Source organism: Pseudomonas sp. NY15181 (genome assembly GCF_048068055.1).
GTDB lineage: Bacteria > Pseudomonadota > Gammaproteobacteria > Pseudomonadales > Pseudomonadaceae > Pseudomonas.
The window spans coordinates 1-13,749 of the sequence record NZ_JBLUPT010000016.1 but is presented as its reverse complement, the minus strand read 5'-3'; the positions used below and the strand labels follow the sequence as shown (position 1 = coordinate 13,749).

Below are 13,749 nucleotides of genomic sequence, written 5' to 3'. Positions count from 1 at the left end.
CCTTCAGATGAACAGGCGTTCGGTGTTGTGGAAGCCGCGGCCGTTCTCCGCGCGCGAGGTGCGGCAGAGCACGCTGATGCCATCGGACGCGACCTGCTGCCAGGTCAGGCCGATGGGCTTGGGGGCGTACTGCGGGTTCGGGTCCAGCGGGTGCTGCAGGGCGGTGAGCACGACGAGGGTGTCCATCGGCGCGTAGAGCTCGACATGGTCGCCGGCCCTGGAATTGCCCTGGGCAAAGCGGAAGCAGCCGTCGGCGTCGACGTCCACGCGGCTGAACAGGTTCAGGCACATCAAGAGGTCCTGCAGGCGCATGTCCCACTTGCCCATTTCCACCAGCAGGTTGTCCACGCCGTTGCGGTAGAAACCGTTGCGCAGCTCCTGGTAGCGACCCTCGCCGTATTTCTCCCGGACCTCGGCGGCGTTCAGCACGCCGCCGAAGCTGTCGTGCCAGCCGCAGCTGTCGGCGGTGATGGCGGCGAGCACGCGGCCCATGTCCGAGTAGAGGCAGTGGCCGGCGGTGAGCCTGGCGGTGTGCTGGCACTTGAGGCTGTCGGGCAGGTTCAGCCGCTCGCTTTTCTCGGCGGCGTTGAACAGCAGGACGCTGGCGTTGCCGCCGCCTTCCAGGTCGGTCAGGCGCAGCAGCTGGCCGCGCTTGAGCACGAAGGAGGTGTGGCCGCCGCCGGGGACGATTTCTTCATAGAGGGGGGTGCGCAGTTCGTTCATGTCGGATTCCTCAGTAAGCCGGCGTGAGCAGCGGCGCGGCGGTTGCTTCCAGGCGCGCAGCGAGCGGTTCGGGCAGGGCGGCGCGGGCGGCCTTGCGGTCGGCGTTGAGCGGGATGTCGTAGGTGATGCGGGCGCCGTAGGCACTCGGCGCCTGCGGGTCGTGGCGGACCTTGTCGAAGACCAGCAGGCGGGTGCCCAGGCTGAAGCCTTCGGCCAGGTCGTGGGTGACCATGAACACGGTGAGCCGGGTTTCCTGCCACAGCTCCAGCAGCAGGGCGTGCATGTCCTTGCGGATGCCCGGGTCCAGCGCGCCGAAGGGTTCGTCGAGCAGCAGCACGCGCGGCTTCATCACCAGCGCCTGGGCGATGGCCAGGCGTTGCTGCATGCCGCCGGAGAGGGCGCTGGGATACTGCTTGAGCGCATGGCCGAGGCCGACCCGTTCAAGCAGGGCGGCGGCCTGTTCGCGGGCTTCGCGCTTGGCTGCGCCGAACAGCCGGCCGAGCAGCGGCGAGCGCGGCAGTTCCAGGCCGAGGGCGACGTTGTCGAGCACGGAAAGGTGTGGGAACACCGAGTAGCGCTGGAACACCACGCCACGGCTCGGATCGGGTTCGCCCGGCAGCGGCCGGCCTTCGAGCAGCAGCGCGCCACGGCTGGGGCGCTCCTGGCCGAGGAGCAGGCGCAGGAAAGTGGACTTGCCGCAGCCGGAGGCGCCTACCAGGGTGCAGAACTCGCCTTCCTTCACCTCGAGATTCAGGCGTTCGAGCACCACGTTGCCCTCGTATTCCTGCCAGACATTGCGCACGGAAATGAAGCTCATGCCTTGCCTCCTTCGTACCAGGGGAAGGCGCGCCGGGTGAGCGCGCGCAGCGCCCAGTCCATCAGCCAGGCCAGCGCGGTGATCCACACCACGTAGGGGAGGATCACGTCCATGGCCAGGTAGCGGCGCACCAGGAAGATGCGGTAGCCCAGGCCGTCGGTGGAGGCGATGGCCTCGGCGGCGATGAGGAACAGCCAGGCCGAGCCGAGCATCAGGCGCAGGGAGATGAGCAGGCGCGGCATCAGTTGCGGCAGCACCACGCGCAGGATCAGCGTCCAGGTGCTGGCGCCCAGGGTCTGCGCCTTGATCAGCAATTCGCGGGGGATTTCCCGGGCGCGTTGTTCGATGTCGCGGGCGATGCAGGGGGCGACGCCGATGACGATCAGCACCACCTTGGACAGCTCGCCGAGGCCGAAGACGATGAACAGCACCGGCAGGATCGCCAGCGGCGGGATCATCGACAGCACGGTGAGCAGCGGCGACAGCGGCGCGCCGAACAGCGGCACGCTGCCAGCGGCGATGCCCAGTACCAGGCCGAGCAGGGCGGCGATGGAGAGGCCCACGCCCAGGCGTTGCAGGCTGGCGCCGGTGTCCTGCCAGAACAGCACTTCGCCGGTGCGCTTGTCTTCGCTGAAGGCCAGGCGGTTGACCGCGTCGGCCATCTGCACGGCGCTGGGCAGCAGCTTGTCGTTGGGGTTCTCCGCCAGCCGCGATGTGGAGCCTGCGAAATAGGCGAACAGCAGCAGGGCGAAGGGCAGAAGCACCAGGAACAGGCGGCCGCTGCGGTCGGGGGTTCGGTTGATCAGGCGCATGGTTCTTACCTGTGGGTCGATAACCTGTAGGAGCGAGCTTGCTCGCGAACCCGCTTGATGCCTTGGGTGCCGGCGAGATTGTTCGCGAGCAAGCTCGCTCCTACGAAAAGCCAAGGAGCCGCAGGGCGTCAGAGCTTCCCTTCCGCCGCCATCTGCACGTAGGTCGGGTCGAAACGCAGCTTGAGGTTCTGCGCATCGCCGGTGGCGATGCCCTTGGCGAAGCTCATGCCGACGGCTTCGGCGCTTTTCGCACCCTCGCCGAGCAACCCGTGGGCGAAGGAGAAGGCCGCGACCTTGTCCATGGTCGCCGGCAGCTTAGGGCTGGTGGCGAAGGCCAGCGCCTCTTGCGGGGTCGCAAAGAGCTTGGTGGTGGCGAGCTGGCTCTGGTAGCCGGCCAGATCGGTGCCCGAGGCCTTTGCCATGTGTTCCAGCGCGGCGCGGGTTTCGGCGCTGTCGCCCTGCATCAGCGCGACGGTTTCGAACCAGGCACCGGTCAGGGCTTTGCCCAGCGCCGGGTTGTCTTTCAGGACGGCGCTGTTGACCACCATCATGTCCATGATCTCGCCGGGGATCTGGCTGGAGTTGAACACCTCGGTGGTGCCCGGCTTGGCGCGGGCTTCGGAGAGCATCGGGTTCCAGGTGGTCACCGCCTGCACCTCGTCGGTGTTGAAGGCGGCGATGTCGGCGTCGGAGGTGTTCACCGTCTTCACGTCCTTCTCGGTCAGGCGGGCGTTTTCCAGCGCGCGGGCGAGCAGGTAATGGGAGACCGAGAGTTACACCAGGTTGACGTTCATGCCCTTGAGGTCGGACAGGGATTTGCCCGCGCCCTTGAGGACGATGCCGTCGTTGCCGTTGGAGAAGTCGCTGACGATCAGCGCGGTGGAGTCCACGCCGCCGGCCGCGGGGATGGTCAGGGCGTCCATGTTGGTCATGGTGCAGCCGTCGAACTGGCCGGCGGTGTACTGGTTGATCGACTCGATGTAGTCGTTGAGCTGGGTGACCTTGATCTCGATGCCGTACTTCTTCGCCCACTTGTCGACGATGCCGTGGCTGGCTGCGTATTCCCAGGGCATCCAGCCGGCGTAGATGGTCCAGCAGAGGTTGAAGCTGTTCTTCGCGGCGGCGCTGGCGCCGAGGCTGAAAGTGGCGAGGCCGGCGGCGAGCAGGGCGGTCAGAAGGGACTTGCGCATGGACAATCTCCAGGTCGGTTGTCGGGCGGGCAGGAGTCGGGCGGCACTGGTGGCGCTCGCATCTCCCGGGCTTTTGTCCCGCCGTGTAACCTCGCTGGAGGTCGATGACTCTCGGACCAGCCACTCGCCGCGCGAGCCGGAACCCTAGTCATCCATTGTCAGATTGTGGTGCCGCTTTCCGGTGGTCCGGATGACTCCTGCACGCATCGGTAATAGCGAATGCCGTGCCAATTCCGGAGAACCGCCATTTTCCGGGGGGTTGCAATGAACTCAGGTGATTCATGAGCCTTTTTTTGCACGATCTGCGCTCATAAAAGAGTCGGGACGCTGCTTTCTGGTGCGCTTCCGCTGTAGCGCACCGCCCTTGCCTTCAAGGGACTGGCATCGTTTGTCGGTCCATTTCGAAAGCCGTATTTATACGTTCCAGCTCAATCATGAGCTTTTCAGCGAATGAAACCGGCCAGAGATGCGGGCTTTGTCTGGGTACGACCTTCGTTCTTCCTATGACACGCAGACTTCGGATGAGCGGCGTTGACAGATAATATTATGAGCATAATATCTGTCGTCAGATGACGGCTGTAATTCAATTGGGCCGGACATTCCCGATGGCCCACGGGCCTTGATCAGCCTTGCATGCGGGGGCGCTTCGCCCCACTGGAGAAGAACCATGAATGCCAAATCCGAACTGGGCCGCGCACTGATCACCGGTGCCTCCTCCGGCATCGGCGCCACCTACGCCCAGCGCCTCGCCGCCCAGGGCTACGACCTGCTGCTGGTGGCCCGCGACCAGCAACGCCTGGATGCCCTGGCAGCACGCCTGGGCGAGCAATACGGCGTCTCGGTGCAGGTGCTGAAGGCCGACCTGACCCGCAGGGAAGACCGCGCCCGCGTCGAAGCCCGCCTGGGTGAGGACGAAAGCATCAGCCTGCTGCTGAACAACGCCGGCGTGGCAATCAACGGCACCCTGCTGGACACAGACCTGGACCGCCTGGAAAGCATGATCGAGCTGAACGTCACCGGCACCGCACGCCTGGCCGGCGCTGCCGCCAAGGCTTTCGCCGGGCGTGGGCGCGGCACCATCATCAACGTCGCGTCGGTGCTGGCCCTGGCGCCGGAGCTGTTCAACGGCAGCTACAGCGCCACCAAGGCGTTCGTGCTCAACCTGACCCTGTCCATGCAGCAGGAACTCTCGCCCCTGGGCCTGCGTATCCAGGCCGTGCTGCCGGGGGCCACCCGCACCGAGATCTGGGAGCGTGCCGGCACCGAGATTTCCGCGCTGCCGCCGGAAATGCTGATGGACGTGAACCACATGGTGGATGCCGCACTGGCCGGCCTGGCCCAGGGCGAAGTGGTGACCCTGCCGGCACTGCCGGATGCCGGCGAGTTCGACGCCTTTACCGCCGCGCGGCTGAAGATGGCGCCGAACCTGTCCCGCAGCCTGCCGGCGCAGCGCTATGGCATAGCCGTTGACTGAATGATTCGTTGAGTGGCGAAAAGCTTGCCCCGGCCTGGTGCCGGGGCTTTTTTATGCGCGGAGTTTTTTGCAGGAGCGCGCCATGCGCGCGATCGCAGGCATGGCCCGTTACGTGGTTTCTGGATCCCCGCATTCGCGGGGATGACGTGTGCGGGAGGGCGATGCATTACACCGTCACTCCCGCGAACGCGGGACAGCGCTTGCGCTGAACGCACTTCAGTGCGGCCCGAAGGGTGAGCGCAGCGAATAGTCCAAAAGATAGTTGCTCTGAATAGGTGTCCGCCGCTGCCAGGCTGGCATGCACGCCGGCAACCAATGGCTCACTCCGCCGCGCCGATCTCGCGCTTGAGATGCCGGCGGGTGCTTTCCAGGATGCGATCGGACAACTCCGGATCGGCCACGCTGCGCGAAAGCACCAGCGCACCGACCAGGGTGGCGAGCAGGGCGACGCTCTCGTCCTCGGCATGTTCCGCCGGCAGTGCGTCCTCGATGGCCGACATGCGCGCGCGGACGATGGCATCGGTGGTCGGGCTGGCATGGCCACGGGCGCCCAGTTCGGCGGACATGGTCGGCAGCGGGCAGCCCTTGCCCGGCGCGGCGCGATGTCCGACGGAGAGGTACTGGTCGATGAAGCCGGGCAGCGGGTTCTCCTGCTCGAACTGCTGGTCGACCCTGCTGCGCAACTGTTCGGCGGCTTGCTGCAGGGCGATCTCCACCAGCTCGTCCTTGGACTTGAAGTGCGCGTAGAAACCGCCGTGGGTCAGGCCCAGCGCCTTCATCAGCGTCTGCAAACCGGTGGCGTCGACGCCTTCGCTACGGAAACGCTGCGCCGCCTCGTTGATGATGCGCTCGCGGGTCTGGGCCTTGTGGTCTTCGGAGTAACGCATGACCGGGTGTCTCCTGCGGATCATGGAATGCTGGATGTCATTCTAACGCAGGGCGGGCGAGGGGAGGTGATTCATGGCAGGGCGGTGGTATGCCTTGCAGCAATGTTCACCTCTGTCGCTCCCGTAGGGCGTACAACCGTTCGCGGTTGTACGCCGATACACCATGCCTCATCGGCGGCTCCGGGGTTGATCCCGGCGTGCATTGGGGAGAGGGTCAATCGGCGTATAACGCGGAGCGTTATGCGCCCTACGTTCGCCGCTCAGCGTACGGCTTCGAGCAAAGTCGCCACCCCCTGCCCACCACCAATGCACTGGGTCGCCACCGCATAGCGCCCACCGCTTTCCTTCAGCAGCGCCGCCGCCTTGCCGGTGATCCGCGCGCCGGTGGCGCCCAGCGGATGCCCGATGGCCATGGCGCCGCCGTGCAGGTTGACCCGGTCGATATCCAGCTCCAGCCCGCGCAGGCAAGCCAGGGCCTGGCTGGCGAAGGCTTCGTTGATTTCCATCAGGTCGATATCGGCCATGCGCAGGCCGGCGCGGTCGAGCAGTTTGCGGGTGGCGTAGAGCGGGCCCATGCCCATGATTTCCGGCGGGCAACCGACCACGGAAACTGCCTTGATCCGTGCCAGGATGTTCAAGCCGTGTTCACGGGCGAAGTCCTCGCTGCACACCAGCACGGCCGCCGCACCGTCGGTGAGTGGCGAGGCGGTACCGGCGGTGACGCTGCCGCCGAAGGCCGGCTTGAGCTGGGCCAGGGCTTCGAGGCTGGTGCCGGGGCGGATGCAGCCGTCTTCGCCGACCACGCCGTTGGGCGTGTCGATCCGTACGATTTCCGCAGCCAACTTCCCCTGTTCGCGGGCACGCGCGGCCTTGGCGTGGGACTCCACCGCCATGGCCTCCTGTTCGTCGCGGGAGATGCCGAAGCGTTCGGCGACGATCTCGGCGGTCTGCCCCATGGGCATGTAGGCCTGGGGAAACTCCTCCAGCAGGCGCGGGTTGGGCGAGATGTTGAAGCCGCCCATGGGTACGCGGGTCATGGACTCCACGCCCGCGCAGATGAAGGCATCGCCCGCGCCCAACTGGATCTGCCCGGCGGCGAAGTGGATGGCGGTCATGGACGAGCCGCAGAAGCGGTTCACCGTGGCGCCGGCCACAGTCTCCGGCAACCCGGCGAGGAAGCCGGTGATGCGCGCCAGGTTCATGCCTTGTTCGGCCTCGGGGTAGGCGCAGCCCATGATCAGGTCCTCGATCAGCCGGGCGTCCAGGCCGCTGCGTTGGACCAGGCCCTTCACCGTCTGCGCGGCGAGGTCATCCGGACGCACGTCAATCAGCGCGCCCTTCTTGGCGAAGTGGAAGGGGGAGCGGGCATAACCCGCGATGACGACGGAAGTCATGGTCGGTCTCCTGGAACGAAGGGTCTGTCAGCGCCCGAGGATCAGGCAGGTGGTGGAACCGGTGGCGTAGAGGCGGCCGTCCACGTCGTAGAGGCGGCCCTCGGCCAGGGCGGTGGAGCGGCCGAGATGGATCAGCGTGCCTTCGGCGCGGATCGGCCCGGTGTCGCGCGTCAGCGCGCGGATGTAGCTGATGCGCAGGTCGGTGGTGGTGTAGCCCAGGCCTGGTTCGAGCATCGTGTGCACGGCACAACCCATGGCCGAATCCAGCAGGGTCGCCGCATAGCCGCCGTGCACCGTGCCCAGCGGGTTGTAATGGCGCAGGTCCGGGGTGCCCTGGAAGATGAAGCGGCCCTGGCCCCATTCCATCGGGACGAAGCCGATCAGCGCATTGATCGGTGGGGCGGGCAGTTCGCCCGCGCCGATGCCGTCGAAGAACTCCTGGGGCGTCTTGCCGCGCAGCTCCTGCAGTGGAATCACGCCGGGTTCGGCCAGACGTTGGCGCATCTGCGCGGCGGCCGCCTCCCAGACGGCGATCTTCTGTTCACGGCTCAGGTCATTCATCGCAAGGCTCCGGCAGTCCATAAAATATTACAAGCGTCATACTAGCATTGAATGATGATTGACATATAAGTGGCGAAAACGCCATCCCATAGGGTGGAAGCGACAGGGCGATGGGGGAGGAGAGGCGGCTGGCGGAGTGGGCTCCGCCAGCCGAGGGGCTTACTCGGCGGTAGCGGTGACGCCGGCCGCGCGGGCCTGGCTGCGCTGAGCCTTGTACTGCAGGGCGACGGCGGGTACCGGCGAGGCCTTGCCGGTTTCCACCCAGCGGCGGATGCGGCCGGCGTCGGCCACGTGGGTGTGCTTGCCGAACGCATCCAGCAGGGCCAGGGCGACCGGGCGGCCGTTCATCATGGTGATCATCACCAGGCAGTGGCCGGCATCGTTGGTGAAGCCGGTCTTGGTCAGGCGGATGTCCCACTTGCCACCGCGCACCAGCGGGTTGGTGTTGAAGAAGCTCAGCGAATAGCCAGGCTTGCTGAAGCGCGCATCGCTGGTCGCCGTGGTGCTCATCTGGCGGATCTGCGGGTAGGTGTAGGCGGCCTTGGCCAGGCGGATCAGGTCCTCGGCGTTGGAGGTGTTATGGATCGACAGGCCGGTGGGTTCCACGTAGTGGGTGTGGTTCATCCCCAGGGACTTGGCCTTGGCGTTCATCGCCGCGACGAAGGCCTTGGAGCCGCCCGGATAGCTGTGCGCGAGGCTGGCGGCGGCACGGTTCTCGGAGGACATCAGCGCCAGCAGGAGCATGTTCTCGCGGCTGATCTGGCTGCCCAGGTGCACGCGGGAGAACACGCCCTTCATCTCGGCGGTCTCGGAGATGTCGACGGTGACCATCTCGTTCATCGGCAGCTTGGCGTCCAGCGTCACCATCGCGGTCATCAGCTTGGTCACCGAGGCGATGGGCACCACCAGGTTGGGGTTGCTGGAGTAGATGACCTTGTCGGTCTGCAGGTCGACCACCAGCGCGCTGCCGGAGGCCAGGACCAGTTGATTGGGTTGTGCCGCCTTGGCGGGCGTGGCGGCGAAGGAGTTCGATGTACAGACAACAGCGGCGCAGGCAAACAGCAGGCTCAGTATCGAACGGCGACTAGTCATGAATGTGATTCGCAGGCGTGAGTGGGAAATTCTCTACATCCATGTAGGTAATTTCGCGGGATTTTAATTCATGCCCCGGTCCAGCGCACCTGGCGGCGTGAGGAACCTGCTGTATCACTTTGCGACGGCTTGAGACAGCACGCTCGACAGGCGGGCGGGTGCGCGGATGGGCAGTGCCAGCGCAGGGGCGGGCAGCGTTCCAGCTGTTGCGAAATGCAACCGGCGCAGGATAGTTCCCGGTAGTTGAAAAACGTGTCAAACCCTCGCCAGCTATGGGCTTTCCATCTGATGGCACGCTTTGTGACTGGCTATCCTCCCATGTACGGATTGCCTGCATCGTGGCGATGGCGAAGCCTCGGGGTTGCGTTTACCTTTACGTTAACGTAAACATGGTCCGCAGTCCGCAGTCCGCAGTCCGCAGTCCGCAGTCCGCGACCGGTCGGTCAGACCGAACGCCGGCCTGTAAGCAAGCCCGGCCACAGACGCTCCGCGTCGCTGCCGTGGCCGAACGTTCAGCGTTGATCCCAGAACAAGCACAACAAGGGAAAGCCATGAACCACCTGAGTTACACCCGCGGCCGCCAGGACAAACCCCTGCTGGCCATGACCGTCGGTGCTGCCTTCGATGCCACGGTCGAGCGATTTCCGCAGCGCGAGGCCCTGGTCGTGCGCCACCAGGACCTGCGCTACACCTGGGCCGAACTGGCCGAGGTGGTCGATGGCATTGCCCGCGCCTTCCTCGCCCTGGGCCTGCGCCCCGGCGACCGCCTGGGGATCTGGGCGCCCAACTGCGCGCAGTGGTGCGTCACCCAGTTCGCCAGCGCCAAGGTCGGCGCCGTGCTGGTCAACATCAACCCGGCCTACCGCAGCAACGAGCTGGAGTACGCGCTCAAGCAGTCCGGCTGCCGCTGGCTGGTGTGCGCCGATGCATTCAAGACCTCCGATTACCACGGCATGCTCGCCGGCCTGCTGCCGGAGCTGGGGCAGGGCCGCCCGGGCGAGCTGTCCAGCGAGCGCCTGCCGGAGCTGCGCGGGGTGATCAGCCTGTCCGACCAGGCCCCGGCCGGCTTCCTGCGCTGGAGCCAGCTGGCGCCGCTGGGCGCCGCGATCTCCGCCGCCGAGCTCGCCGAGCGCCAGGCGCTGCTGCAGTTCGACGAGCCGATCAACATCCAGTACACCTCCGGCACCACCGGCTTCCCCAAGGGCGCCACCCTCAGCCACTACAACATCCTCAACAACGGCCTGATGGTCGGCGACAGCCTCGGCCTCACCGAGCACGACCGCCTGGTGATCCCGGTGCCGCTGTACCACTGCTTCGGCATGGTGATGGGCAACCTCGGCTGCCTGACCCACGGTTCCACCATGATCTACCCCGCGCCCAGCTTCGAGCCCGAGGCGACCCTGGCGGCGGTGGCGGAAGAGAAGGCCACCGCGCTCTACGGCGTGCCCACCATGTTCATCGCCGAGCTGGACCACCCCAATCGCCGCGACTTCGACCTGTCCAGTCTGCGCACCGGCATCATGGCCGGCGCCACCTGCCCGATCGAAGTGATGCGCCGGGTCATCGACGAGATGAACATGGCCGAGGTGCAGATCGCCTACGGCATGACCGAGACCAGCCCGGTGTCCCTGCAGACCGGCCCGGAGGACGACCTGGAGACCCGCGTCACCACCGTCGGCCGCACCCAGCCGCACCTGGAGAGCAAGATCATCGACGCCGACGGCCGCATCGTCCCGCGCGGCACCATCGGTGAACTGTGCACCCGTGGCTACAGCGTGATGCTCGGCTACTGGAACAACCCGCAGGCGACCATGGAATCCATCAGTCCGGCGCGCTGGATGCTCACCGGCGACCTGGCCCAGATGGACGAGGCGGGCAACGTGCGCATCGTCGGCCGCAGCAAGGACATGATCATTCGCGGTGGCGAGAACATCTATCCGCGCGAGATCGAGGAGTTCCTCTACACCCACCACGCCGTGGCCGACGCACAGGTGATCGGCATCCCCGACGAGAAATACGGCGAGGAGCTGGTGGCCTGGGTCAAGTTCCACCCCGGCCACAGCGTCGAGGAGGACGAGCTGCGCGCTTTCTGCAAGGCCGCCATCGCCCACTTCAAGGTGCCGCGTTACTTCCGCTTCTGCGACGAGTTCCCGATGACGGTGACCGGCAAGGTCCAGAAGTTCCGCATGCGCGAGATCAGCATCGACGAGGTGCGCAGCAAGCGTGGCTGATCGACCGATGCACCCTTACGCCCATGACCGCGAGGCGGCATGGGCGTAGAGAAGGGGACCATTTCCATCCGCCTGGTCAGCGAGGCGCTGGCCGAGTTTCGTCGCCACGGCGGGGACGAGAGTCCGCTGCTGGTCGCCGCCGGCATCCCCGCCGAGCTGTTCGGCAAGCCCTATGCGCGGGTTTCCAGCCAGGCCTACGCACGGCTCTGGCGGCACCTGGCGCGGGCGATGGACGACGAATTCTTCGGCATGAACGCCCGGCGGATGAAGTCCGGCAGCTTCAACTTCATGGCGGCTGCGGCGATCCGCGAGCCAACCCTGGATGCGGCGCTGAACGCCGCGTTGCGCTTCATGGGCCTGATCTTCGACGACTTCACCCCGCACTTGACCCGCCAGGACGGCCTCGCCGCGATCGTCCTCGACGAGCCGGACGGCCCGGCGCCGCGCGCCTTCTGCTACTTCACCCTGTGGCTGATGCTGCATGGGCTGGCCTGCTGGCTGGTGGGGCGGCGCATCCCGATCCTCGCCATCGAACTGCGCTGTCCGCAGCCGGACTATCTCTCGGACTACCGCGTGATGTTCACCGAGAACCTGCTCTTCGCCCGCCGCCAGTCGCGCCTGCTGTTCAACGCCGAGGCCCTGGACCTGCCGGTGCGCCGCGACGAGCGCGAGCTGCGCCGTTTCCTCGCGGGCGCGCCGGCCAACATCCTGGTGCGTTATCGCGACCCGCAGAGCCTCGCCGCGCGCACCAAGGCCTACCTGCGCAGCCTGAAGTTCGAACGCTGGCCAGACCTGGACGCCCTCGCCGGGCACTTCTACATGGCGCCCTCGACCCTGCGTCGCAAGCTGGCCGCCGAAGGGCAGTCCTACCAGGCGCTCAAGGACCAGCTGCGCCGCGATCTCGCCATCGCCCGGCTGGACAGCGGCGACGGCAACTTCGCCGACCTCGCCGAGGAACTGGGCTTCGCCGACACCAGCGCCTTCTACAAGGCCTTCCGCAAATGGACCGGCTCCACGCCGGGGCAATACCGCGCGCTGATGCGCCAGGAACCCGAGTAACGCCACGAACCTGCATTTAAGGGTTCAAGAATGACCGTTCGTCGCCGATACATTGCGCAGAATCGCACCTCTTCCAAGGACGCCCATCCCATGCCCCTGTCCCGTCTTTCGATCCAGTGGAAAATCACGCTCCTGACCGGCCTGTGCCTGCTCTGCATCGTCAGCCTGCTGGTCGGCCTCTCGTTGCTGCGGATGAACCATGACGCCCAGATGATCAAGACGGCCAACGCCGACATGCTCAAGGATGCGGCCAAGGCGCGGATGCAGGCGCGCAGCGAACAGCAGGCGGAGATCATCCAGCGCTTCTTCACCGACGTGTACCACTTTGGCAACCAGTTCTCCCGCCAGGTCAGCCAGTTGCGCGAAGAGTCGGCCAAGCACGGCGCCGACGCCGCGAGCGTGCGCAAGGACCTGAACCTGCTGGTGCGCGACAGCCTGAAGAGCAACCCGAACCTGCTCAGCCTGTACGTGGTCTTCGAGCCGGATGCGCTGGATGGCCAGGACGCGCAGTTCCACGGGCAGTCCGACGCCGGCAGCAACGACAAGGGACGCTTCGGTGCCTATTGGGCGCAGAAGGCCTCCGGTGAAATGACGGGGCTTGCGGTGAACGAGGACATGATCGCCGATAGCACGCCGATGCTCGACGGCAGCCCGTTCAATACCTGGCAGACCTGCCCACTGCAGAGCCGCAAGGCCTGCGTGCTCAACCCGTACTTCGACAGCGCCTCAGGCTCGCCGGTGCTGATGACCACCGTGACTTTCCCGCTGATGGACCAAGGCAAGGTGATCGCCGTGATCGGCATCGACATCAGCCTCAGCCGCCTGCAGCAGCTCAGCGCCGATGGCAACCGCCAGCTCTATGACGGCGCCGGCAGCGTCAGCATCGTCAGCCCGGCGGGGCTGCTCGCGGGCTATAGCCGTGACGCAGCGCTGCTCGGCAAGCCGCTGGAGAAGGCCTTCCCCGGCCAGGCCGCCGAACTGCTCGGCGTGCAGACTGCCGGCCAGCCGCAGGTACTGGAGAAGGACGGCCAGCTGCGCGTGGTCCAACCGCTGCTGCCGATTCCGGAGGCCACCAAGCCCTGGGCCGTGGTGCTCGACGTGCCCCAGGATGTCCTGCTGGCGCCGGCGCTGCAGCTGCAGAAGCAACTGGATGAACGCAACTCCAGCAGCGCGCTGTGGCAGACCCTGTTCGGCCTGATCGCCGCCGTGGTCGGCCTGCTGCTGGTGTGGCTCACCGCCCGTGGCGTGACCCGGCCGATCCTCGGCGTCGCCGCCATGCTGCGCAACATTGCCAGCGGCGAAGGCGATCTGACCAAGCGCCTGGACTACGCCGGCAAGGACGAGCTCGGCGAGCTGGCCGGCTGGTTCAACCGCTTCCTCGACAAGCTGCAGCCGATTATCCGCGACGTGAAATCCTCGGTGCATGACGCCCGCGCCACCGCCGACCAGTCCTCGGAGATCGCCAGCCAGACCAGCGCCGGCATGCAGCAGCAGTTCCGTGAGGTCGAC

At 66.3% G+C, this 13,749-nt stretch carries 11 protein-coding genes, 1 pseudogene and 1 riboswitch; of the genes and pseudogenes, 4 read left to right on the top strand and 8 right to left on the bottom strand.

The features are described from left to right. Nucleotides 1–3: 3 nt before the first annotated feature. The 4 genes and pseudogenes from ACNFBT_RS25795 to ACNFBT_RS25780 all read right to left on the bottom strand — a co-directional run bounded on the left by ACNFBT_RS25795 (nt 4) and on the right by ACNFBT_RS25780 (nt 3,542). On the bottom strand, nt 4–723 hold the full coding sequence (locus tag ACNFBT_RS25795) for an urea amidolyase associated protein UAAP1 (RefSeq protein WP_416753556.1): 720 nt from the start codon (nt 721–723) through the stop codon (nt 4–6). A gap of 10 nt (nt 724–733) precedes the next feature. After that, entirely contained in the window at nt 734–1,540 is an 807-nt protein-coding gene (locus tag ACNFBT_RS25790) for an ABC transporter ATP-binding protein (protein ID WP_416753554.1), read from the bottom strand. Further along, complete coding sequence (locus ACNFBT_RS25785) at nt 1,537–2,352, bottom strand: ABC transporter permease (RefSeq protein WP_416753551.1); 816 nt, start codon at nt 2,350–2,352, stop codon at nt 1,537–1,539. Before ACNFBT_RS25785 ends, ACNFBT_RS25790 begins: the two co-directional genes overlap by 4 nt. 128 nt (nt 2,353–2,480) lie before the next feature. Further along, nucleotides 2,481–3,542, bottom strand: a pseudogene (locus ACNFBT_RS25780) (putative urea ABC transporter substrate-binding protein). Between the two features lie 60 nt (nt 3,543–3,602). Beyond that, nucleotides 3,603–3,701, bottom strand: a riboswitch (guanidine-I (ykkC/yxkD leader). 508 nt (nt 3,702–4,209) lie between these two features. Here ACNFBT_RS25780 and ACNFBT_RS25775 point away from each other — a divergent pair. Continuing rightward, on the top strand, nt 4,210–5,016 hold the full coding sequence (locus ACNFBT_RS25775; RefSeq protein ID WP_416753549.1) for an SDR family NAD(P)-dependent oxidoreductase: 807 nt from the start codon (nt 4,210–4,212) through the stop codon (nt 5,014–5,016). 320 nt (nt 5,017–5,336) lie between these two features. Here ACNFBT_RS25775 and ACNFBT_RS25770 read toward each other — a convergent pair whose 3' ends face one another. The 4 genes from ACNFBT_RS25770 to pbpG all read right to left on the bottom strand — a co-directional run bounded on the left by ACNFBT_RS25770 (nt 5,337) and on the right by pbpG (nt 8,950). Then, the gene (locus ACNFBT_RS25770; protein WP_416753548.1) at nt 5,337–5,903 is read right to left on the bottom strand and encodes a TetR/AcrR family transcriptional regulator; all 567 of its coding nucleotides are present in this window, start codon (nt 5,901–5,903) and stop codon (nt 5,337–5,339) included. A gap of 260 nt (nt 5,904–6,163) precedes the next feature. Continuing rightward, complete coding sequence (locus ACNFBT_RS25765) at nt 6,164–7,297, bottom strand: thiolase family protein (RefSeq protein WP_416753547.1); 1,134 nt, start codon at nt 7,295–7,297, stop codon at nt 6,164–6,166. Nucleotides 7,298–7,324: 27 nt separating this feature from the next. Beyond that, entirely contained in the window at nt 7,325–7,858 is a 534-nt protein-coding gene (locus ACNFBT_RS25760; protein WP_416753544.1) for a PaaI family thioesterase, read from the bottom strand. 159 nt (nt 7,859–8,017) lie between these two features. Next, nucleotides 8,018–8,950 (bottom strand): D-alanyl-D-alanine endopeptidase, encoded by a 933-nt coding sequence (gene pbpG, locus ACNFBT_RS25755; protein WP_416753542.1) that lies wholly within the window; start codon nt 8,948–8,950, stop codon nt 8,018–8,020. Between the two features lie 551 nt (nt 8,951–9,501). Between pbpG and ACNFBT_RS25750 the strand changes: the two genes are divergently transcribed. The 3 genes from ACNFBT_RS25750 to ACNFBT_RS25740 form a co-directional block, all read left to right on the top strand. Beyond that, nucleotides 9,502–11,181: an AMP-binding protein gene (locus ACNFBT_RS25750; protein ID WP_416753540.1), complete on the top strand. Its 1,680-nt coding sequence runs from the start codon at nt 9,502–9,504 to the stop codon at nt 11,179–11,181. Between the two features lie 39 nt (nt 11,182–11,220). Beyond that, nucleotides 11,221–12,240 (top strand): AraC family transcriptional regulator, encoded by a 1,020-nt coding sequence (locus tag ACNFBT_RS25745; protein ID WP_416753539.1) that lies wholly within the window; start codon nt 11,221–11,223, stop codon nt 12,238–12,240. 90 nt (nt 12,241–12,330) lie between these two features. Continuing rightward, the coding region (locus ACNFBT_RS25740) for a HAMP domain-containing protein (protein ID WP_416753536.1) at nt 12,331–13,749 on the top strand (1,419 nt) is incomplete at its 3' end.